At 72.3% G+C, this 21,974-nt stretch carries 16 protein-coding genes and 1 rRNA gene; 9 read left to right on the top strand and 8 right to left on the bottom strand.

Annotated features, from left to right (window positions below; translation table 11 throughout):
* Nucleotides 1-4 precede the first annotated feature (4 nt).
* On the top strand, nucleotides 5-1,528 hold the full coding sequence (locus tag ON36_RS24030) for an AIM24 family protein (RefSeq protein ID WP_373281839.1): 1,524 nt from the start codon (nucleotides 5-7) through the stop codon (nucleotides 1,526-1,528).
* Between the two features lie 79 nt (nucleotides 1,529-1,607).
* On the opposite strand, the gene ON36_RS24025 is transcribed toward ON36_RS24030, so the two are convergent.
* Nucleotides 1,608-2,891 (bottom strand): hypothetical protein, encoded by a 1,284-nt coding sequence (locus tag ON36_RS24025; RefSeq protein ID WP_043657988.1) that lies wholly within the window; start codon nucleotides 2,889-2,891, stop codon nucleotides 1,608-1,610.
* A gap of 249 nt (nucleotides 2,892-3,140) precedes the next feature.
* On the opposite strand from ON36_RS24025, the gene ON36_RS24020 reads away from it, so the two are divergent.
* From ON36_RS24020 to ON36_RS24010, 3 genes are all read left to right on the top strand, one after another.
* A complete protein-coding gene (locus ON36_RS24020) occupies nucleotides 3,141-3,704 on the top strand; it encodes an HD domain-containing protein (RefSeq protein ID WP_043657985.1) in 564 nt (187 codons plus the stop codon).
* A gap of 141 nt (nucleotides 3,705-3,845) precedes the next feature.
* A complete protein-coding gene (locus ON36_RS24015; RefSeq protein WP_043657981.1) occupies nucleotides 3,846-4,991 on the top strand; it encodes an acyl-CoA dehydrogenase family protein in 1,146 nt (381 codons plus the stop codon).
* Nucleotides 4,992-5,226: 235 nt separating this feature from the next.
* A complete protein-coding gene (locus ON36_RS24010) occupies nucleotides 5,227-5,682 on the top strand; it encodes a DUF4254 domain-containing protein (RefSeq protein WP_245558183.1) in 456 nt (151 codons plus the stop codon).
* Nucleotides 5,683-5,902: 220 nt separating this feature from the next.
* Here ON36_RS24010 and ON36_RS32940 read toward each other — a convergent pair whose 3' ends face one another.
* Together ON36_RS32940 and ON36_RS24000 are read right to left on the bottom strand one after the other, a co-directional pair.
* Nucleotides 5,903-6,487, bottom strand: coding sequence for an Rv3235 family protein (locus tag ON36_RS32940; protein WP_157224991.1), 585 nt, complete (start codon nucleotides 6,485-6,487; stop codon nucleotides 5,903-5,905).
* 1,192 nt (nucleotides 6,488-7,679) lie between these two features.
* Entirely contained in the window at nucleotides 7,680-8,522 is an 843-nt protein-coding gene (locus tag ON36_RS24000; RefSeq protein ID WP_083885350.1) for a DUF72 domain-containing protein, read from the bottom strand.
* A 153-nt stretch (nucleotides 8,523-8,675) separates the two neighbouring features.
* Between ON36_RS24000 and ON36_RS23995 the strand changes: the two genes are divergently transcribed.
* Nucleotides 8,676-9,890, top strand: a complete 1,215-nt coding sequence (locus tag ON36_RS23995) for an MFS transporter (RefSeq protein ID WP_052314300.1) — start codon at nucleotides 8,676-8,678, stop codon at nucleotides 9,888-9,890.
* 2 nt (nucleotides 9,891-9,892) lie between these two features.
* Nucleotides 9,893-10,087, top strand: a complete 195-nt coding sequence (locus tag ON36_RS23990; RefSeq protein ID WP_043657973.1) for a hypothetical protein — start codon at nucleotides 9,893-9,895, stop codon at nucleotides 10,085-10,087.
* A 5-nt stretch (nucleotides 10,088-10,092) separates the two neighbouring features.
* On the opposite strand, the gene car is transcribed toward ON36_RS23990, so the two are convergent.
* Nucleotides 10,093-13,539: a carboxylic acid reductase gene (gene car, locus ON36_RS23985; protein ID WP_043657970.1), complete on the bottom strand. Its 3,447-nt coding sequence runs from the start codon at nucleotides 13,537-13,539 to the stop codon at nucleotides 10,093-10,095.
* Nucleotides 13,540-13,789: 250 nt separating this feature from the next.
* Between car and ON36_RS23980 the strand changes: the two genes are divergently transcribed.
* Both ON36_RS23980 and ON36_RS23975 read left to right on the top strand, forming a co-directional pair.
* Complete coding sequence (locus tag ON36_RS23980; RefSeq protein WP_043657968.1) at nucleotides 13,790-15,007, top strand: L,D-transpeptidase; 1,218 nt, start codon at nucleotides 13,790-13,792, stop codon at nucleotides 15,005-15,007.
* Nucleotides 15,004-16,500, top strand: coding sequence for an LCP family protein (locus tag ON36_RS23975; protein WP_083885349.1), 1,497 nt, complete (start codon nucleotides 15,004-15,006; stop codon nucleotides 16,498-16,500). Before ON36_RS23980 ends, ON36_RS23975 begins: the two co-directional genes overlap by 4 nt.
* 33 nt (nucleotides 16,501-16,533) lie before the next feature.
* Here the strand turns inward: ON36_RS23975 and fadD32 are convergent, their stop codons facing one another.
* Nucleotides 16,534-18,402 carry a long-chain-fatty-acid--AMP ligase FadD32 gene (gene fadD32, locus ON36_RS23970; protein ID WP_043657965.1) on the bottom strand — a complete coding sequence of 623 codons (1,869 nt, stop codon included), beginning with the start codon at nucleotides 18,400-18,402 and terminating at the stop codon, nucleotides 16,534-16,536.
* 28 nt (nucleotides 18,403-18,430) lie between these two features.
* Entirely contained in the window at nucleotides 18,431-19,651 is a 1,221-nt protein-coding gene (locus ON36_RS23965; RefSeq protein ID WP_043657963.1) for a KasA/KasB family beta-ketoacyl-ACP synthase, read from the bottom strand.
* 275 nt (nucleotides 19,652-19,926) lie between these two features.
* Between ON36_RS23965 and ON36_RS23960 the strand changes: the two genes are divergently transcribed.
* Nucleotides 19,927-20,919, top strand: a complete 993-nt coding sequence (locus ON36_RS23960; RefSeq protein ID WP_043657960.1) for an acyl-ACP desaturase — start codon at nucleotides 19,927-19,929, stop codon at nucleotides 20,917-20,919.
* Here the strand turns inward: ON36_RS23960 and ON36_RS23955 are convergent.
* Both ON36_RS23955 and rrf read right to left on the bottom strand, forming a co-directional pair.
* Nucleotides 20,916-21,563 (bottom strand): YdcF family protein, encoded by a 648-nt coding sequence (locus ON36_RS23955; RefSeq protein WP_043657957.1) that lies wholly within the window; start codon nucleotides 21,561-21,563, stop codon nucleotides 20,916-20,918. The two genes, ON36_RS23960 and ON36_RS23955, sit on opposite strands and share 4 nt — an antisense overlap.
* Before the next feature lie 217 nt (nucleotides 21,564-21,780).
* Nucleotides 21,781-21,897, bottom strand: a 5S ribosomal RNA gene (gene rrf, locus ON36_RS23950).
* Between the last annotated feature and the right edge of the window lie 77 nt (nucleotides 21,898-21,974).

Raw genomic sequence — 21,974 nt, 5'->3', positions numbered from 1 at the left:
GGTCGTGACCACCTTGTCTCGTGGCGAGAACCGGCCCGCACCGGGTGAACAGCTGCGGATCACCGTCAGCTGTTCGGCGCCGGTCGACGTGTCCGCCCTGCTGCTGGGTGCCGGGGGCAGCGTGCGCTCGGACGCCGATTTCGTCTTCTTCAACCAGCCCGCCGCGCCCGGGGTGACCTACCGGCACGGCAACGGCGGCCCCGACGTCGTCGACGTGGTGACCTCCGCGGTCCCCGCCGACGTGGACACGGTGGTGGTCACCGCGAGCCTCGACGGCCGCGGCCCGGCCGCCTTCGCCGGCGCGGGCACCCTCACCGCCACCATCGCCGCGGCCGGGCAGACCCTGACCTTCCCGATCTCCGGTCTCACCACCGAGAGCGGGGTCGTGTGCGTCGAGATCTACCGGCGCGCGGGCGCGTGGAAGGTGCGCGCGGTCGGCCAGGGGTACGACGACGGCCTCGCCGGCATCGCGACCGCCTTCGGGGTGCGGATCGACGACGAACCCGAGCCCGCGCCGCCCGCGCAGGCCCCCGCGCCGCCCGCCCCCGACCCCGCGCGGATCGCCGAGACCCGCCGCGCGCCGATCCGGCAACCGCCGCCTCCCGCGCCGACGACCCCGTATCCCCCGGCGGCGCAACCCCCTCCGGGTCCGAACCCCCAGTTCCCCGCGCCCGCGACGGTGCCCGCGGGACAGTACTTCGACACCGGGCAGCCGCCGCCGTACCCCCAGGGTGCGCCGCCCCCGCCCGCCGTCCCCCCTCGGACGGCCCCCTCGTCCTCCGCGCAGCAAGGAGCGTTCCCCGTGCACAGCGATCTGTTCGACCCCCTCCACGCCGAAGTCCACGGCCAGGGCATCCACAAGCAGGGCGGGAAGATGATCAAGGTCGGCCTCAACGGGGAGGTGATGGCGCGCGCCGGGTCGATGGTGGCCTACCAGGGCGAACTGCAGTTCCAGGCGCTCGGTTCCGGCGGCATCGGCCGCGCGATCCGGCAGCACCTGACCGGCGAGGGCGTCCCGCTGATGAAGGTCTCCGGCCGCGGCGACCTGTTCCTGGCCAACAGCGCCTCCGACGTGCACCTGATCGACCTCGACGGCAGCGACGGGCTGACCATCAACGGGTCCAACGTGCTCGCCTTCGACTCCTCGCTGCGCTACGACGTGAAGCGGGTCCAGGGCGCGGCCGGATACGCCTCCAACGCGGGCCTGTTCAACTGCGTGTTCACCGGCCGCGGCCGGATCGCCATCACGACCCACGGCACCCCCGTCGTCCTCAACGTCGACCAGCCGACCTACGCCGACCCGCAGGCGGCGGTCGCCTGGTCGTCGAGCCTGCAGACCGGCATCAAGCGCAACGACTCCTTCGGCCTCGGCAGGCTGGTCATGGGCCGCAGCACCGGCGAGGGCACCACGCTGTCGTTCTCCGGGCGCGGGTTCGTCATCGTCCAGCCCTCCGAACTCCCCCCGGGCGGGTTCATCGGCGGCACGGGCGGCGGCCAGGAGGCCGGCGTCGGCGGCCTGTTCGGCTGACCCGGTCCACGACGAACGGGGCCGGCCGGACACTCATCGTGTCCGGCCGGCCCCGTCTCGTGTCGGCGGAGCGACCCGCTCAGGAGCCCGCGCGCTCCTTACGGGCCTGGCGACGGGCCTCGCGCATGGCGTTGAGTTCCTGTTCGAGGCTCTCGGCGATGCGGAACTGGCCGGTGTCGTAGACGCTGACCGGCTCGATCGGCTCGTAGCCGAAGTTCGCCTCCGCGAACGCCTTCTCGACCCGGGCCTCGATATCGGAGATCGCGCTCTTGCGCGGAGTGGGTTCCGCGGCGGCCGCGGGGGCCCCGGGGGCCTCGGCCTTGGGCGCCGCGGCGCCGGGGCGGGACACCGGCTCGGTCTTGGCGGTGCGGGCGCTGCCGTTCTTGCTCGCCTTCTCGCTGCCGGACGGCTTGCTGATGCCGAAACGCTTGCGCTTCTCGGTGGGCGCGGCGGCCGCCGCGTAGTCGGGCTTGGGCACGTCACGCACCGAGATGGGCTCGAAAGCCGGTGCTGCGGGCGCGGTCGTGAGGCTCGGCGGCTGGTATTCGAGGCGGGGGCCCGTCTCGGGAACGCGGTTGAGCAGCTGCTCGGCCGGGTCGGGCAGGTCGCGGACCTGGCTGGTGGCGCGGGTGATCGCCAGGCCGTACCGGGCGCTGGCCGCGTCGTGGATGAGCAGCGCCACACCGATCATGACCGGCGCGACCGCGTGCACCGCCGCGTCGTACCAGCGGCCCTCGCGCACATAGGGATAGGTGTTCAGGGTGACCGTCAGCCCGAGCAGCGCGATCTCGGCGAGCGCGACCTGCCTGCGGTTGTCGATGACACCCCACTCCGCGACCTTGTTCGTGCCGACCATGATGATGATGAGGCAGACACTGATCATCGCCTCGAGCAGGTAGCTGAACCAGTACAGCGGATCCGAGGGGCCGCCGGGCGCGATGTTGTGCTGGACGTTGACCGCGGACCACAGCATGCCCGCGCCGACCACGCCCGCCAGCGCGCGCAGCGACCACGACCGGTGCCGGTACAGCGACGCGAGTTTCGCGTGCGGGCTGGACTCCCGGCGCTGGGCGGCAATCGCCTTTCTGGCGAGCAGGAGATCTCGCATGTCGGCCTTCTCGATCGCTTCGTTGGTCTGCCGGGCCCGGTCCGAGGCGGTGGCCGCCGCCTGGATGTTCTTCCAGCGCTGTTCTCGATCCTGTTCGCGGATACGTTCGGCCAGTTCGCGTTCGGCGCGCAGTTCCTCTTCCGAGAGCGAGTCGGTCAGTGCCGGGTCGAACTGGTAGGCGAGCCGCCCGCGAGCGCGTTCCACTCGCTGGGCGAGCTGACTGACGTCGTCCTCGACGGGATTCTCGACGGTCATCGCAGACCACCGCCCAGGGCTCGCGAAGGCAGACGGGTGACCACACGTGTGAACGGCACACGCCATTCATAGTCGATTCGCGCACACCTGTGAAACCGATGCTCACACACCGGTCATCAAAACCGGCGTGCCGCGCGCGACACGCGCAAACGTAGCTGGACTGTTGTCCGTTCTGCCCGAATGATTTACGCGGGAATGGTAGTGCCGCGCAACGCGGCGGCTATCGGGGTGGTCGGAGTTCGGAGTTACATGGTGGCGCAACCCTACGGTGCACTGGAAGACGATCTCGCGCGGCGCCTCGCCCCGTGGGACACCGCGCTGGGCGCCGACCGCAAAGCCTACGTGCACCACATCCTGCGGGTCCTCGCCATCGCGGACCTGCTGTTCGCGCGCACCGGCGCCGCCGGGGCGCCGCCGAGCGAGCGCGAGGAGTTCCGGACCGCGGCCGCCTTCCACGATCTCGGCATCTGGGCCGCGGGCACCTTCGACTATCTCGAGCCGTCGTGCGCGCTGGCCACCGAGTGGCTCATCGCCGCGGGGCGCGAGGACCTGACGGACCCGGTCTGCGCCATGATCCGCGATCACCACCGGCTGCGCGCCGCGGGCGGGCCCGCCGAGGCGGTGGAGTTGTTCCGCCGGGCCGACACCGTCGACGTCACCCTGGGCGCGCGCCGCTTCGGGCTGCGATACTCGGCCTACTCCCGGCTCACCGAGCGCTGGCCCGACGCGGGCTTCCACGCGCGGCTGGTGGAGCTGACCTGGCGGCGCGCCCTCATCCACCCCCTGTCGCCGCTGCCGATGCTGCGCTGGTGACCCCGCGGACCGGCCCGACCGAGTACATCGGACAGCTGTCTCGGGTACTCTATTGTCACAGCGCCAATATTGGTACACACTGTTGCCTGTAACCACTGGTCACCCCTGCGACCAGTGCTGTCCGAGCCGTAAGGAGACTCGATGGCCGCCAACCGGTCCAGCTGGATGAACGAGGACCTCGACGCCCTCCGGGATCTCGCCCGGGCGTTCTTCGCCAAGGAAGTCGAACCCAACATCGAGAAGTACCGCGACCAGCACCACGTCGACCGGGAACTCTGGAACAAGGCGGGCGAGCTCGGCCTGCTGTGCCTGTCCATCCCGGAGGCCTACGGCGGCGGTGGCGGCACCTTCGCCCACGAGACGGTCCTCATGGAGGAGCAGGCCCGCGTGGTCGACACCTCCTGGGGCGTCAGCCTGCACAACGGCATCGTGGCGCACTACCTGCTCGCCTACGGCACCGAGGAGCAGAAGCTCGCCTGGCTGCCCAAGATGGCCTCCGGCGAGGTCGTCGGCGCCATCGCCATGACCGAGCCCGGCACCGGCTCGGACCTGCAGGCCGTCAAGACCAAGGCCCTGCGCGACGGCGACGACTACGTCATCAACGGCTCCAAGACCTTCATCACCAACGGCGCCCAGGCCGACCTCATCATCGTCGTCGCCAAGACCGACCCCACCCAGGGCGCGGCGGGCACCTCGCTGATCCTGGTCGAGGGCGACCGCGCGGGCTTCCGCCGCGGCCGCGTGCTCGACAAGATCGGCCAGAAGGGCCAGGACACCTCCGAGCTGTTCTTCGAGGACGTGCGCGTCCCCGTGACCAACCTGCTCGGCACCACCGAGGGCCAGGGCTTCATCCAGCTCATGCAGCAGCTGCCCCAGGAGCGCCTCATCGTGGCCGCGGGCGCCGTCGCGGGCATGGAGGTCGCCCTCGACCACACCCTGCGCTACACCAAGGAGCGCCAGGCGTTCGGCCGCGCGGTCTTCGGCTTCCAGAACACCAAGTTCAAGCTGGCCGAGGTCGCCACCGAGGCCCGCATCGCCCGCGTCTTCCTCGACGACTGCATCGAGAAGCACCTGCGCGGCGAACTCGACATCCCCACCGTCGCCATGGCCAAGTGGTGGTGCACCGACCGCGCCATGAACGTGGCCGATACCTGCCTGCAGCTGTTCGGCGGCTACGGCTACATGACCGAATACCCGATCTCGCGCATGTGGGTCGACAACCGCGTCCAGCTCATCTACGCGGGCACCAACGAGATCATGAAGGAGATCATCGCCCGGTCGCTGTGACATCGAGCGCCTGCGCGCTCGGGTCGCGGCCCTTCTCGGCTCGACGACGACCCCGGACTTCGCGGCTGCGCCGCACGGGTCCGGGGTCGTCGTCGTCGACACGGGACGCGCCCCTCGTTCGCCGGGCCTCGCGTCTTCCCGGCCCACGCCTATCCACGCTTCCGGCTGGGACGAATGTTGTTCGTTGCGGGTGGTTCGGCGAAAGGTCGGTGGCGTGGAGCGGGACGGTGCGGGGGTGGGGCTGCCTCAGCGGGACGTGATGCTGCGGGCGGTGCGGGGGGTCGTCATCGGCGGGGACCCGATACTGCGTGCGGCACACGATCTCTCGACGCTGCACGAGCGGCGGGAGCTCATCCTGCCGGGAGACACCAGCGACATCGACTGGGCGCGGGCGCGGCTGGTCACCGAGATCGACCGGTGGGTGCTCATCCGCACGCCCCCCGCCGCCGACACCGCGCCCATGCACACCGAGAGCATCGGCGCCGTGGTCGACCGGCTGGCGCTGTTCGCCGCGCTCACCTACCGGGCGCTGGCCTGCGGCGCGGAGGCGCAGCTGCGGTCGGCCCAGCAGCGCCTCGACGAATTGGCCTGCGGATACGACGATCTCGTCGGCGACGTGGTGCGCGGCGCCCGGCGGCTGCCCGACGCCCCGGAGGATCCACCAAGCCACGGCGGCGACGGCGACGAATAATCAGTGATGCGCCGCCCGATCCAGCCACGGAAGAGGGCGCATCGACACACCCTGGCCTCGCCGGTTGTAAGCCCCACCCTCCCCCAGGTCCGGCGCGGTCGGCAGGTGGTCCCCGCTCTTCGGGCGGCGGGGATCGCCGGGGCACGGCGGCTTCCGCGGGACCGGCGAATTCGGTTGCCCGGCGCCGCCACGCGTCCGGGCCGTCGTCCGCGCCCGACGCTCAGCAGAGCCGGAAGGCGGTCAGCCGCCAGCCGTCGGCGACCCGGTCGACCCGGGCGGCGATGGCGAAGTACCGCGGGCCCCGCCGATAGGTCGCGAAGAGTTCGGCGCCCGCGTCGTCGACATGGGGCCGGTGCATGCGGATGCCGGTGGCGGTACCGAGTTCGCGGCCGGGCGCGCGGCCGACCATCGTCCGGATCGCCTCGAGCGCACGGGTATCGGCGACCGGCCGCAGCTGACCGGCGGCCCGCCGCCCGTCGACGACCTCCATCGCCAGCCGCAACACCTGCTCCCCGAACCTCGCCACCGGCGAACCATTTCCGGCACTACCCACCCGCGAACCCGCGACCGCGCGAGTCTCCCCCGCGACCGCGACGTACTTCCCCGCGACCGCGGCGTTCTCCCCCGCGACCGCGGCGGTCTTCCCCGCAGCCGCGGCGGTCTTCCCCGCAGCCGCGGCGGTCTTTCCCGCAGCCGCGGTGGTCTCCCCCGCAGCCACGTGTGCCCCGGCCGGGACGGTCTCGCCGCCGAGCGGCACACGCGCGCTGCTCGCCGAGACCGGCACCGGGCGACCGCGACGCGACACGCCCCCGATTCCGCAGGGACCCGACATCGCCCCGCCGCCACGGAGACCGTCATCGCCGACGCCCACCGCCGCCGCCGCGGCCACGGGAGCCGACGCCGCAGCCGATTCGGCCCGCGCCGAGGAGACCGGCGGAACCGCGGACGCCCCCGAGACGACCGCCGACGCGGCTGCGGCAGATAGGACCGGTACGGACCCGGCCGCCGCCGATGCGGCTGGTGCCGATGCACGCCCCGTCGACCCGTCAGGTACCGACGCGAGCACCGCCGGCGCACCTGGTGCCGTACCGATTTCCGCCAACCCGACCGGCGCGGGCATCCCCGAGTCGGCAACTGTCGTAGGAGCCGGTGCGGACGCCGCTGACGCCGCCACCGCCGAGACTCCTCCTGCCGTGGCGACCGGTTCCGATTCCTTCGCCCCTGACACCGCTGGAGCCGACGCGTCCACCGGCAACGCGGCCGGGGACGGCATCGCCGACGCGGCTGTGGCCGACAGGACCGGTACAGACCCGGCCGCCGTCACGACTGGTGCCGACGCGAGCACCGTCGACACATTCGGCGCCGTCGTGATCTTCGCCGGCCTGCCCGGCGCCGGCACCGCCGGTACGGCAGCCGCCGTGGGAGCCGGCACGGACGCGACGCCCGCCGGCACCACCGACACGGCTGCTGTGGTGGGGGCCGGTGCCGATTCGGCCGCCGCCGGCGGCGACGCGGACGCCGCCGGCGCGGCCGATCCCGACATCGACCGTGCGGCCGGCACCGTGGGGACCGGCGCCGACGCGCCCGGCACCGACGCTGCCGGCGGCGATACAGCCGACGCCGACACGACCGCCGCCGGGACGAGCGGGAGGGCGTTCGACCCTCGGGCGGCCGACGAAACGGGCGCCGGAGAAGCTGCGGGGGAAGCGGTTTCGGCGTCGGCGCCCTGCACGCAGGTTCCGCGCAGGGCACGGCGCAGGCCGGTGGGCGCGGTGGCACGCCCGGCGCGGCGCGACGGCCGGGCCGAACGTTCTTCCCGGACACGGTGTTCCAGCCGCGGTTCGCAGTGCGGCGCGGCGGTGAGCCGGGCCGGATCGGGCGATGTCGTTCGCTCGGTGGACATTTCAGCGGACCTCTCGTTCGGCCCACCCACTCCCCAGTGTGGCGACAGCATGCCACGGTCATACGACATGCGCATGACGAATGGGGCCAGGTCGCTAGAACAAGGTCATCGGCTCGGTGGCGGGCGGCGTGGGCAGGGGCCGCAGGTCGGGGACGCCGGCGCGCACCTCGTCGTGGAACTGCCGGGCCAGGTCGCGGGCGGCGGCGTTGTCCGGGGTGTGCACGAAGACGGTCGGCGAGCGGCCCTCGGCCAGCCACTGCCGCGCCTGCGCCACCCAGGGCGCCCAGCCCGCCACGGTGACCGCGCGGTCGGCGCGGCCGTGGTAGCGCACGATGGGGAACTCGGTGAGGGCCCGCGTCCGCCTTGGCAGCCGCGGCTTCTTCGACCGCGCCTCGAACTCCGACGGATCGGCGGCGGGCCCGTCGAACAGCACGGTGGTGTCGAAGGGCACCCACTCCGCGCCGATCCGGCCGAGCACGCGTTCCAGCTGGGTGGCCGCGCGCTCGTCGTGGAAGAAGGCCGGATGGCGCACCTCGACCGCGCAGCGCAGCCCGGACGGCAGCGCCCGCTGGAACCGGGCGAGCGCGCCGAGCTCGGCCGGGCCGAAGCCCGCGGGGAGCTGGATCCACAGGGCGTGCAGGCGCGGGCCGAGCGGGGCCATGGTGTCGAGGAAGCTCGCCAGCGGAGCCTCGGCGCCCATCAGGCGATGCTCGTGGGTGATCGGGCGCGGCAGCTTGAGGACGAAGCGGAAATCGGGTTCGGTCTGGCGGGCCCAGGACTCCACGGTCGCGGCGGACGGGGTCGCGTAGAAGGTGGTGTTGCCCTCGACCGCGGTGCAGTAGCCGGCGTAGGCGCGCAGCCGCTCGCCCGGCGCCGGCAGCCGTTCCTGCCACTGCGGATGGGTCCACATCGCACATCCCACGTCCAGCCGCCGCATGGGCCGACGGTAGTACACGAAACACGCGCGACTAAGATCGAGCCGGGCACGCCGCTGATCCGGCGCCCGATTCTCGCCGCACACACCACGACGGCATGTACGTCCTCGACCCCGGCGACGGGGCGGAGGTCCACACCGTAGGAAAGGTCTGTGATGGCGATTCTCAGCGCCGAACGCCCGCGCGCCGCGGCGCCCGCGGCGACTCGCGCCTGGTTCCCGGTGGCGGCGGCGATGTTCGCCATCGCCTGGGGCGGCAACGAGTTCACGCCGCTGCTGGTGATGTACAAGCTGCACGGGCTGGCCCCGACCTCGGTCGATCTGCTGCTGTTCTACTACGTCTTCGGCATCGTGCCCGCCATGCTGATCGGCGGTCCGCTCTCGGACCGCTTCGGCCGCCGGGCCTTGATGCTGCCCGCCGCGCCCGTCGCGGCGGCCGGGTCGCTGCTGCTGGCGGCGGGCGCGGCCTCGGTGCCGATGCTCGCGGCGGGCCGCCTGCTGAGCGGGCTCGCGCTCGGCCTTGCCATGGCCGTGGGCGGGAGCTGGCTCAAGGAACTGTCGGCGGCCCCGTTCGGCGCCGCCGCGCCCGGCGCGGGCGCGCGCCGCTCGGCGATGAGCCTGACCGGCGGCTTCGCGGTCGGCGCCGTGGTCGCGGGCACCCTGGCCCAGTGGGGCCCGCTGCCGAACTCCTCGGCCTACCTGATCAACGCGCTGCTGTGTGTGGCCACGACCGTGGGGTTGGCCCGCATCCCCGAGACCGTCACCGCGCGCGCGGCGGGACCGGCGCGGCGCGCCCGGCTCGCCCCGGCGGGCCTGCGCCGGTTCCTGTGCGTGGCGCTGCCGGTCGCGCTGTGGCTGTTCACCGCCAACGCCACCGCCTACGCCGTGCTGCCCACCCTGATGATGAGCCGGGTGACCGAGGCGCCGATCGCGTTCTCGGCCCTGGTCTGCATGGTGACGCTGGGCTGCGGCTTCGCCATCCAGTCGGCCGCCCGACGCATCGACCGGCCCGGCACCGCGCGCGCCGCCGTGATCGCGCTGGTCCTGCTCACCCTCGGCATGCTGCTGGCCGCGGCCACCGCGGCCGGGCTCTCCATCCCGCTGACGCTCGCGGCCGCGGCCACCCTGGGCTGCGGGTACGGCATCGGCCTCGTGGCCGGGCTGCAGCAGATCGAGCGGATCGCGCCCGAAGGCAGGCTCGCGCAGCTGACCGGTGTGTTCTACTCGGTGAGTTATCTCGGCTTCGGGGTGCCCGCGCTGCTGTCGGCCCTGCACACGCACGCCGGCTTCGGTTATCCGGCGATGTACCTCGTCGCCGCGCTGGTCGCGGCGGCCTGCCTCGCGCTGGTCGCCGCCAACTACCGGGAGTGACGATGGCCGCCGATCCGGTCGAGACCCTGCGGCGCTGGACCGGGTCCGGCGCCGTCTGGCGGGTGCTCGGCCGGGGTCCGGCCGGGCTGACGATCGGGCTGTTCGACTGCGCGGGCGGTCAGGAGGTCGACCGCTTCACCTCGGCCGACCCCGGGCTCGCGCGCTTCGTCGGGGAGCGCGCGAGCAGCGAGGACTGACCGGCTCAGTCGGCCGGTTTGTCCGGGTCGAGCAGCCCGAGTTCGCGCAGGTCGGTGACGTACTTGGTGATCAGCGCCGGATCCAGGTGCGGGATGTCGGGCGCGCCGGGCAGGCCCGCCGCGCGCACCGCGTCCCGGAACCCCGCCGCGGGCAGCGCCGATCCGGCCCGCGCCCGGCCCGGGTGGCGATAAACCTCGAGCACCGGCAGCAGCGAGTGCCTGCGCTGCTGCTCGGGCAGCCCGCGCAACGCCGTGGCGAACCGCTCGAACCAGGCGGCGTGGTCGTCGATGCGGTCGATCGGGTGCCCGGCCTCGATCAGCCAGTCGACGAAGGTGTCGAGGCCGATGCCGTCGTCGTGCGGATTGACCACGTCGTAGGTGCGATGGCCCGTGGTATGCGCGCCGAGGGCGACGATCGCGGCGGCGACGAAGTCGGCGGGCAGCCCGTCGTAGTGCGCCCGCTGCCGGGTCCCGTCCGGGCCGGTGCGGTAGAACGAGGCCGGGGCCAGCCCGGTGAGCAGCACGCTCAGCAGCAGCCGGGTGAACACGTCGGGCACGTTGAGCTGGCCGGGCAGCGTCCGGTGGGCCAGGATCATGTCCGACCGGAACACCGTGACGGGCAGCCCGAACCGGTCGGCGGCCTCGCGCAGCAGCACCTCGCCCGCCCACTTGCTGTTGCCGTAGCCGTTGGCGTAGCTCGCGTCCAGCGTGCGCACCGGGCTCATGACCCGCACGTCGCCGTCCTCGGCGAAGGACTCCCCCTGCGCGGCGACGGCCACGGTGGACAGGTAGGCGACCGGTTTGCGGGTGGTGGTCAGCGCCAGCCGCAACACCTCGGCCGTGCCGACGACGTTGGGCCCGAACAGCTGCGCGTAGGGCAGGACGTGGTTGACCAGGGCGCCGGAGTGCACGATGAGGTCGACCTCGGCGGCGAGCCGCCGCCACTGCTGTACCGGCAGACCGAAATCCGGCTCGCTGATGTCGCCCGCGAGCACCTCGGGCCCGTCGGCGCCGGTGAGCGCGGCGGGGACGTGGTCGCCGAAGCCGGCGAGCAGCCGGTCCCGCGCCGCGCCCGCGTCGGCGCCACGAACCAGCGCGATGACCCGCGTGCCCGGCCGCGACAGCCATTCGAGCACGAGGAACCGTCCGAGGTAGCCGTTGGCGCCGGTGATCAGCACCGTGCGCGGCTCCGGCGCGGCGGCGGGGAGATCCGCGGCGGCGGTGAGGGTCTCGTGATCGAGGAACCGCTCCAGGGTGAGGTCGGCGGCCCGGATCTCGGCGGCGCCGTCGCCGTGTACCGAGGCCGGCGTGGGGCGCGCACCGCCCGCGCGGCGGCGGGTGATGTAGGCCGCGATACCGGCCAGGTCGCCGGCCGGGCCGAGTACCACGTTCACCGGGACGTCGACCCCGAGCAGCTCCCGCAGCAGGTCGGCGTAGGACAGCGCCGCGAGCGAGTCGCCGCCGAGGTCGGCGAAGTGCGCGTCGGGCCGCAGATCCTCGACCGCGCACCCCAGGACGGCCCGCGTCGCGCGGGCGACGGTCTCGGCCACCGGCAGGACCGCGGCGTCGCGGCGCAGCGCGCGCAGCTCGTCCTCCTGGCCGCGGGCCAGGTCGGCGTAGAGCTGGTCGAGCCGGCCACCGTAGCGCTGTTTCAGCGCGGGCCGCAGCAGCTTGGCCACGCCCGAGAGCAGCCCGTTGGCGATCGTGAACGGCTCGGGTTCCAGCAGGAATTCCCGGGGGATCTCATAGGATTCGAGCCCGGCCGCGCGGGCGATGGCGCGCAGTTCCTCGTGCAGGGCGGGCCGCAACCGCGCCTCCGGGAGCGCGGCGGCGCGCTCGGTGGGCACGATGACCGCGAGCAGGTAGGCGCGCTCGCTGCTGCCGTGCACGTAGATCTGGCGGATCAGCGGCGAGGCGACGTACGCGGCTTCGAGATTCGACACCGTCACGAACTCGCCCTGGGACAGCTTCAGGACGTTGTTGCGCCGGTCGACGTAGCTGAGCCGGTCGGGGCCGAGCTCGGCCACGACGTCACCGGTGCGGTAGAACCCGTCCGCGTCGAACATCTCCGCGGTGACATCGGGCCGCTTGTAGTAGCCGGGGACCATGCTGCTGGTCTTGAGCAGCAGTTCGCCGCGCGGATACGGCTTGTCGGTGGCGAAGTAGCCCAGCTCCGGCACGTCGACGAGCTTGTAGTCGAGCACCGGCGGACGCAGCAGATAACCGTTGACCAGCAGCGCGCCGCCCGCCTCGGTCGAGCCGTAGCCGTCGTGCAGCTGGAGTTGCAGCACCGATTCCATGAAGGCGCGCATCTCGGGCGCCAGCGGGGCGCTGCCGCAGATGGTCATCATGAGCCTGCCGCCGAGCAGGTCCTCCCGCAGTTCGGTCCGCACCCGCTCGGCGAGGGCCTCCTCGTCGACGCCGGTACCGCGCGAATCCATCTCGCGGCGGTACCGCTGGAAGACGATGTCGCACACGCGCGGAACGAGGAACACCTCGGTCGGGCGGACGAGCGCGAAGTCGTCGAACAGCGTGGACATGTCGGGCGCGGACGCGAAATACGCGGTGCCGCCGCGCGTCAGGGTGGAGATCAGGGTGAGCCGCGCCGCGATGTGGCTCATCGGCAGGTAGTTCAGGGTGATCGCGGCCAGCGGGCGCCCGGCCCGCCACCCGTCGGCGACCAGCCGGTGGGTGTACATGGCGCCCTTGGGCGTTCCCGTACTGCCGGAGGTGTAGATCAGCATGGCGAGCGGGTCGGTACCCGGTTCGGGCTCGAACAACGGCGCCGGCGGCGCCTGCTCGCCCCGCGCGCGGACCTCGTCGTGGGTCCGCACGGCGATCCCGGTGTCCGCCGCCGCCGTCCGCGCGGCGGCGAGGGCGGCGGCGTGCGTGTCGTCGTCCTCGCGGTGATCGAACAGCAGCAGTGACCGGGGACCGCCGCCGTCGCCCGTGGCCGCGAGCGCGGCGGGCAGGTTGTCGTGGTCGACCGCGAGGACGGCGGGCTCGGTCTCGTCGAGGATGGCGCGCAGCCTGCCCGGGCTCACCCCGCCCGTCAGCGGGACGACGACGGCGCCGAGGTGGGTCACCGCCAGGTCGATCGCCAGGTACTCGGCGCTGGTGAAGCCGATGACGACGACGAAGTCGCCGGGCCGGACCCCGTCGGCGTGCCAGGCGGCCGCGATCGCGCCGGCCCGCTCCCAGAGCTGGGCGTAGGTGAGCAGGTCGTGGTCGGGCAGCAGGGTGCGCCCGTCGCGGCGCCGGGTGCCGACGGCGGGCCGGTCGGCGTAGCCGGTCATGACCGTGGTGATCAACTGGTTCACCGACAGCCCCGGCGCGCCGAGCCGCTCCTGCACCTCCGGCAGCGGCCGCGCGGCGCGGATCTGGTCGTCGGCGGCGTAGAGCGCCTCGATACGCTGGGACAAGCGGGCTGCGGCGTCGTTGTCGCGGGCCATGTCTTCCTTCCCTCACGGAGCGCGGAGCCCCGGTTTCCCGGCGGTGCCGGTTCACAGCTCCGGCGTTCCCTTGCTCACCTTGCCGCTCCATTGTCGCCGGTCAGCGGCGTCCGCGCCGGGGAGTCGGCCGAGCCGGACCGCCCGTGACCCCGTTCCCGCTGGCGAACCCCGGTAAACTTGTGCGCGCGGCACGGGGGCGCCGCCGCTTCACCGTTCACTGGGGGCACGCACAGCCACACAGGAGTACGTCATGTCCGCAGGGCCCGCCCGCAGGCTCCGCCTCGGAGCCGCCGCACTGCTCGTCGCGCTGGTCGCCGCTTGCTCGGCCGACCCCGAACCCGGCGCGGGCGGCCCCGCCGCCGCGCCTGCCCCGGCCATCACCGTCTCGCCCGGCGCGGGCGCGACCGAGGTCGATCCGCTGGCGCCCGTCCAGGTCGCGGCCGCCGACGGCGAGCTGACCACGGTGACCATGACCAACGAGGAGGGCCGCTCCGTCGAGGGCGTCTTCACCCCGGACCACACCGCCTGGAAGCCGTCCGAGCCCCTCGGCTACAACCGCACCTACACCGTCACCGCCGAGGGCCTGACCGTCACCGGCCGCAGCGGACCGGTCACCTCGACCTTCAGCACGATCAAGCCGGGCAACCAGACCCGGCTGACCCTCTCCGCCACGGGCGGCGCCGCGCTCACCGAGAAGGGCACCTACGGCGTCGGTACCGTCATCGCCGCGCACTTCGACGAGAACATCCCCGACCGGGCCGCCGCCGAGAAGCGGCTGCGGGTCACCACCGACCCGCCGGTGACCGGCTCCTGGTACTGGGTGGACGCCCGCACCGCACACTGGCGGCCGGAGAAGTACTACGCCCCCGGCACCAAGGTCCGCGTCGCCGCCGACATCTACGGCGCCGACCTGGGCAACGGCCTCTACGGCCAGGAGGACGCGAGCGCGGCCTTCACCATCGGCCCGTCGCACGTCAGCATCGCCGACGACGAGACCAAGCAGGTCCAGGTGTTCGAGAACGGCACCCTGATCCGCACCATGCCCACCTCGATGGGCATGGGCGGCACCCAGGTGATCGCCGGCAAGTCGATCAGCTTCTGGACCCAGCCGGGCGTGTACACGGTCATGGACAAGGCCAACCCGGTGATCATGGACTCCTCCACCTACGGCCTGCCGGTCAACTCCAAGCTCGGCTACAAGGAGGAGATCAACTGGGCGACCCGGATCAGCACGGACGGCGTGTACCTGCACCAGAACGAGGCGACCGTGTGGGCGCAGGGCAACACCGACGTCTCGCACGGCTGCCTGAACCTCTCGGGCGAGAACGCGCGCTGGTTCTACGATTTCGCCAATCCCGGTGACGTCGTCGAGGTGCGCAACACCGGCGGGTCGCCGCTGGAAGTGTGGCAGAACGGCGACTGGAGCGTACCGTGGTCGGCGTGGCAGGAGGGGAGCGCGCTGCGATGAGCCGGCGCATCGCGACGGCGTTCGGCCGCGCGCTGATCGCGGCCACCGCGCTGGCGGTGCTCACCGGGACCGGCCTGGCCTGGTCGGCCAAACAGAATTTCGACGCGGGCTTCCTGCACTCGGACGCGCTCGGCGACGACGCGCCCCGCTCGCTCGGCGGCGACCTGAACATCCTGCTGATCGGCCTGGACACCCGCAAGGACCTCGACGGGCGCGACCTGCCCAAGGCCGTGCTCGACCAGCTGCACGCCGGGGACGGCACCGAGGGCGGCTACAACGCCAATTCGCTCATCCTGCTCCACATCCCGGCCGACCTGAGCAAGATCGTCGCGTTCTCCATCCCCCGCGACGACTACGTCGCGGTCTCGGGCATCCCCGGCTACACCCACGCCAAGATCAAGGAGGCGTACGGGCTGAAGAAGGCCGCGGTGCAGAACAAGCTCATCGCCTCCGGCGTGACCGATCAGGTCAGCCTCGAGCGGCAGAGCCGCGAGGCGGGCCGCGCCTCGATCGTGTCCACCGTGCGCACCCTGGTCGGCGTGCCGATCGACCGGTTCGCCGAGATCTCCCTGGCGGGCTTCTACGATCTGGCCTCCGCCCTCGGCGGGGTCGACGTGTGCCTCAACCACGCCGTCGACGACAGCGAGTTCTCCGGCGCGGTGTTCCCCGCGGGCCGCCAGCACCTCGACGGTTCCCAGGCGCTGGCCTTCGTCCGTCAGCGGCACGGCCTGGAGAACGGCGACCTGGACCGGACGCACCGTCAGCAGGCATTCCTGAGCTCGGTGGCCAAGCAGCTCAAGGACTCCGGCACGCTGACCGACCTCGGCAAGCTGGGCGCGCTCATGGACGTGGCGCACCGCGACGTGGTGCTGTCGGAGGGCTGGAACCTCACCGATTTCGCGCGCGACATGGGCAGGGCCGGGTCGATCCCGGTCGAGTTCCGCACGCTGCCGGTCGTCCGCTACGACGTCGTCGACGGACAGGACGTCAACATCGTCGATCCGGCTGCCATCAAGCGCGAGGTGCGCGCCGCCTTCGGCGTCCAGGCCGCCACGACGACCACGCAGGCGCCCCCGCCCGCCGCCGATCTCGAGATCTACAACGCGGGCACCGTCACCGGCCTGGCGGGCAGCCTCGCAGAGACCCTGCGCGACCGTGGCTACCGGGTGAGCACCGTCGGCAACCGCACCGGCGGCGACGGCACCTCCTCGGTCACCTACGGCACCGGGGCCGCCGCCGACGCCGCCCGGGTCGCCGAGACCTTCGGCGGCCTGCCGACCGCGGCCGACCGCACCGGCGAGGTCGCCGCCGGGACCGTCCGGATCACGCTGGCCGCCGATTTCACCGTGCCCGAGGGCCTCTCGGCCACCGGCACGTCGACCACCACGACCACGACCACCACGGCCGTGCCCGGCAGCAGCGGGCTGCCGCTGCCCGACGCGGGCAGGCCGGTGGCATCCCGCATCGGCGACACGGTCCCCTGCGTGAACTGACGGGACGGCCGGCGCCGGCCGTCCCGTCCCGGCTCAGTCGTGTACGAGGTCGGGGAACTCCTGCTGGCGGTGTCCGCCGCGCAGCGTCCCGGTGACGTAGGCGGCCTTGCACGCCCGCCGCGCGATCTTCCCGCTGGACGTGCGCGGGATCGACCCCGCGGGCACCAGCAGCAGGTCACGCACGGTCACCCCGTGCCGCTGGGCGACCGCGGCCCGGACCGCCTCGGCGATCGGCCCCGGCTCGAGTTTGGCCGCGCCGGTGCCGCGTTCGGCCACGATGACCAGCTGCTCCCCCGACCCGCCCGCGCCGGTCCCGGCGGGCAGCTCGTCCCCGGGCACGGAGAACGCCGCGACGAAACCCGGCCGCAGTGCCGAACTCGCCTCCTGCGCGGTGTATTCCAGGTCCTGGGGGTAGTGGTTGCGGCCGTCGACGATGACCAGGTCCTTGACCCGGCCGGTGATGAACAGCTCGCCGTCGTGGTAGGCGCCGAAGTCACCGGTGCGCATCCACTTCGCGTGCGCCGGGGTGCCCTCGGCGCGGCTGCCCGCCGGGTTGCGCCCGCGCAGGCGGTTGGCGAACACCTCCGTGGTCTCGTCCGGCCTGCCCCAGTAGCCGATGCCCATGTTGTCGCCGTGCAGCCAGATCTCGCCGACCTCGCCGTCGCGGCGCTCGAATCCCGTCGCCGGGTCGACGATCACCGCCCACTGCGACCGCGCGACGTAGCCGCACGACACCTGCGCCACCGCGCCGGGCGCGTCCTCGTCGACCTCGATCATCCGCCCGGCGTTGAGCTCGGCCCGGTCGACGTGCACCACCCTCGCCTCGTCCTCGCGCCGGGTCGCCGACACGAACAGCGTCGCCTCGGCCATGCCGTAGCAGGGCTTGATCGCGGTCTTGGACAGCCCGAACGGCGCGAACGCCTCGTTGAACTTGCGCATCGAGGTCACCGACACCGGCTCGCTGCCGTTGATCAGGCCGATCACGTTCGACAGGTCCAGGTACTCGCCGTCCTTGGGCAGGCCGCGGGTCGCCGCGTGCTCGAACGCGAAATTCGGCGCCGCCGAGTAGATCTCGGCGCCGTCGGACTGCGCGGCCAGCTCCTTGATCCACCGGTAGGGCCTGCGCACGAAGGCGCTCGGCGACATGATGGTGATGAACTTGCCGCCGATGGTCGGCAGGATCACCGTGAGCAGACCCATGTCGTGGAACAGCGGCAGCCAGGTGACCCCGCGCGCGTTCTCCGTGATCCCGATCGCGTCGATCATCTGCAGCAGGTTGGTGCCGACCGCGCGGTGGGTGATCTCCACGCCCGCGGGCACCCGGGTCGAGCCCGACGTGTACTGCAGGTAGGCGACGCTGTCGATGTTGATCGAGGGCCGGGTCCAGCTCGCGCCGACGCTGTCCGGGATCGCCTCGACCGCGATGATCCGGGGCCGGCGGGCGGCGGGCAACTCGCGGAAGAAGCTGCGCACGCCGGGCGCGGCCGAGCCGACCGTGAGCACCGCGGCGGGTGAACAGTCGCCGAGGACCGCCCGCAGCCGGTCGCTGTGCCCCTGCTCGTCCGGGTCGAACAGCGGTACCGCCACGTTGCCCGCGTACACCGCGGCGAACAGGGCGACGACGTAGTCCAGGCCCTGCGGTGCCAGGATCGCCACCCGGTCGCCCTGCGCGGTGACCTGCTGCAACCGGGCCGCGACCGCGCGCAGCCGGGTGCCGAAGGCCCGCCACGTCAGCTCGTGGTACTCGCCCTCCCGCTCCCTGGAGTAGTCGATGAAGCGGTAGGCCAGTTCGTCGCCGTTGGCCTCGCTGTGTTTGTCGACGAAGTCGATCAGCGTCTGGTCGCCGCGAATCCGGATGGCGCCCGACTCATCGATGTATTCGTCGAAGATCTCGCCGATCATTCCCAATCCTTTGCCATGCGCCGGAGGGTCATTCGCGCCCGAAGGCCAGCGCGACGTTGTGCCCGCCGAAACCGAACGAGTTGTTGATCGCGTAATCGATGGCGCCCGCGCGCGCCTGGCCCGCGACCACGTCGAGCGCGATCGCCGGGTCCTGGTTCTCCAGGTTCAGGGTGGGCGGAACGACGCTGTCGCGGATGCTGAGCACGGTCAGCACCGCCTCGAGCGCGCCGACCGCGCCGATGGAGTGCCCCAGCGCCGACTTCGGCGCGTACACCGACGGGTGGGTGCCGACCGCCTTGGTGATGGCCGCGGCCTCGGCCAGGTCGCCGATGGGCGTCGCGGTGGCGTGGGCGTTGATGTGGGTGACGTCGGCGCGGGTGATGCCGCCGGTCTCGAGCGCGCGGGTCATGGCCCGGGCCGCGCCGGTGCCCTCGGGATCCGGGGCGACCAGGTGGAATCCGTCGGAGGTCACGCCCGCGCCGAGCAGGCGGGCGTGCACCGTGGCGCCGCGCGCGCGGGCGTGTTCCTCGGTCTCGAGCACCATCATCGCGCCCGCCTCGCCGAAGACGAACCCGTCACGGTCGGCGTCGAAGGGGCGCGAGGCGCCCTTCGGGTCGTCGTTGCGGGTGCTCATGGCGCGCATCTGGGTGAACGCGGCGATCGGCACCGCCTGGATCGAGCCCTCGACCCCGCCCGTGACCACCATGTCGGCGTCGCCCATCACCAGCATCCGCCAGGCGTTGGCGATCGCCTCCGAGCCGGACGAGCAGGCCGACACCGGGGTCGAGACACCGGCCCGCGCACCGAGTTCCAGGCCGACGCAGGCGGCGGGGCCGTTCGGCATCATGGCCTGCACGGTCAGCGGCGAGACCTTGCGGTAGCCGGCCGTGGTGAGCCGGTCGCGGGCGTAGATCAGCGACTCGGCACCGCCCAGACCCGTGCCGAGCGAGACGCCGAGCCGGTCGCCGTCGACCTCCGGGCTGCCCGCGTTGCGCCACACCTCGCGGGCGAGCACGACCGCCATCTGCTCGACGTAGGACAGCCTGCGCGCCTCCTCCCGCGTCAGCGACATCGCGGGCGAGACCTTCAGGTGCCCACCGATCCGCACCGGCAGGTCGAACTCGGTGATGAACGGATCGTCGAGGACGTCGATGCCGCTCTCGCCGTTGAGCAGTCCCTTCCAGGTCGAGTCCACGTCCGGCGCAATGGATGTGGTCGCCGCCAAGCTTGTGACCACGATGTCCCGCATATTCGCTCACTCTCTCTTCGAAAAAGAAACAGGTGGAGCTGAACTGGCTGAACCGATGGAGCGTGTCCACACCCGCGCGCGACGCGCCGAAAATCAGAAACGGTCGCCTCCGCACCGTGTCGTTCGGTGGCGTGGACGGGCAGGTCTATTGTCGGCTGGGTCGCCATCGACCCGTGCTCGACGAACGTCGGGCAACACTACCGGATCGGGCGCGGAATACCAGCCCCGAGTACAACTGCACCGTCCCGCTTTTCACCCGAGGAAAGGCAAAGGCCGTGGCCCGGAATCTGACCCAACTGGAGTTGCTGCTGGAATTGGAGCCGGTCGCGGCCGACAATGTCGACCGGCACCTGGCGATGGCCAAGGAGTGGCACCCGCACGACTACGTGCCGTGGGACCGGGGACGCGACTTCGCCGCGCTGGGCGGAACCGACTGGGACCCGGCGCAATCGGCGCTGAGCGAGGTCGCCGCGGCGGCCATGATCACCAACCTGCTGACCGAGGACAACCTGCCGTCCTACCACCGGGAGATCGCCGAGAACTTCTCCCAGGACGGGGCCTGGGGCACCTGGGTCGGCCGCTGGACCGCCGAGGAGAACCGCCACGGCATCGTGATGCGTGACTACCTGGTCGTCACCCGCGGCGTCGACCCGGTCGCCCTCGAGCAGGCCCGCATGGCCCATATGGCCACCGGCTACTCGGCGATGGCCGTGGTGGACGCGAAGGCGGGCCCCGACGCGCGGCTCGCGGCCGACGCCGGCCTCCTCTACTCGGTGGCCTACGTGACCTTCCAGGAGCTCGCGACCCGGGTCAGCCACCGCAACACGGGCCGCGCCTGCGACGACCCCGTCGCCGACCGCATGCTGGCCCGCATCGCCGCCGACGAGAACCTGCACATGATCTTCTACCGCAACCTCTGCGCCGCCGCCCTCGACCTCGCCCCCGATCAGACGCTGGAGGCGATCACGACCATCGTCACCGGGTTCCAGATGCCCGGCGCGGGCATGCCGGGCTGGCGTCGCAACGGGGTCCTGATGGCCAAGCACGGCATCTACGACCTGCGCCAGCACCTGGAGGAGGTGCTGCTCCCGGTGCTGCGGAAGTGGAACGTCTTCGAGCGCACCGATCTCGGGCCGAGGGGCGAACGCAGCCGGGAACGGCTCGCCGCCTTCCTCGACCGCCTGCGCGCCGATGTCGTCCGGTTCGAGGAGCAGCGCGACCGCGCGCTCGCCCGCGAGGCGCGACGCCGGGAGCAGCAGCCGGTCTAGCCGCCCGCCCCGGCGCCGAAGGGCTTCACCCACAGCGGGGCGACGTCCGGCGTCATGGTCGCCACCACGGGCACGCCCGCGGCCAGGAAGTTGTCCAGGGCGCGGCGCATGTGGTCGGCGGAGGTGATCAGCACGGCGTTCTTGATGTCGAGGGCGCGCATGAGTTCCGCGCTGAACAGCGCGTTCTGCACCGTGGACCCGGCCTGCGTCTCGGTGTGGATGCGGTCACGGGCGATCCCGCGCAGTGCCAGCCAGTCGGCCATGGCCTGCGCCTCGGTGACGCCGTTGCGGGGGTTGCCACCGGTGACGATGACCGGCGAGGCGGGCGACATCATGGCCTGGACCAGGCCGGCGTGCAGGCGCTGGCCGAGTTCGGCGCGCATCGACCCGTCGGGCAGCAGGCCGAAGCCGAGCACGACGATCGCGGTGCGCGGCCCGTAGGTGTCGGGCAGCTCGATCCCGGCCAGTTCCGCCACCGACTTCGCCGCCCGCAGTATCTCGTTCGGGACGCCCGCGGTGGACACCGGCGGGATCCCCACCGATCCCAGCTCCGGTACGTCCGCGTACGCGGGTGCCGTGACCAGGCACAGTGCCGCGGTGGTGACCGCCGGCAGCAGTGCCCGGACGAGGAAACGCCTGTTCATCGAACCTCCTCGCGGAAGCCTGCCGATCCCCGACCGAGCAGGCAGAGCCTGACGCGGACCATGATGCGGGACGGATCGCCGCCCTGGGACGGTTTGTGAAAAACATGCACTTCAGAGGGGGTGCGAGGACGGCCGCGCGGCCGGCGGAACGCACAGTGGACGTGGTGGAGAAACGTCGAAGGCCCCCAGCTGATGCTGGGGGCCTTCGGGAAGAATGTTCCGGCGGTGTCCTACTCTCCCACACCCTGTCGAGTGCAGTACCATCGGCGCAGGTGGCCTTAGCTTCCGGGTTCGGAATGGGACCGGGCGTTTCCCCACCGCTATAACCGCCGTAACTCTATGAAACTATCCACAGAGAGCCTCCCCACCCCAACAACCCCTTCTCGACAAGAGAAGAAGCCCGGGATCGGG

Origin of the sequence: Nocardia thailandica NBRC 100428 (genome assembly GCF_000308795.1) — a bacterium.
GTDB classification, from domain to species: Bacteria; Actinomycetota; Actinomycetes; order Mycobacteriales; family Mycobacteriaceae; genus Nocardia; species Nocardia thailandica.
Note: the sequence above shows the minus strand (reverse complement) of the source record. Positions and strands in the feature narration are given on the sequence as shown.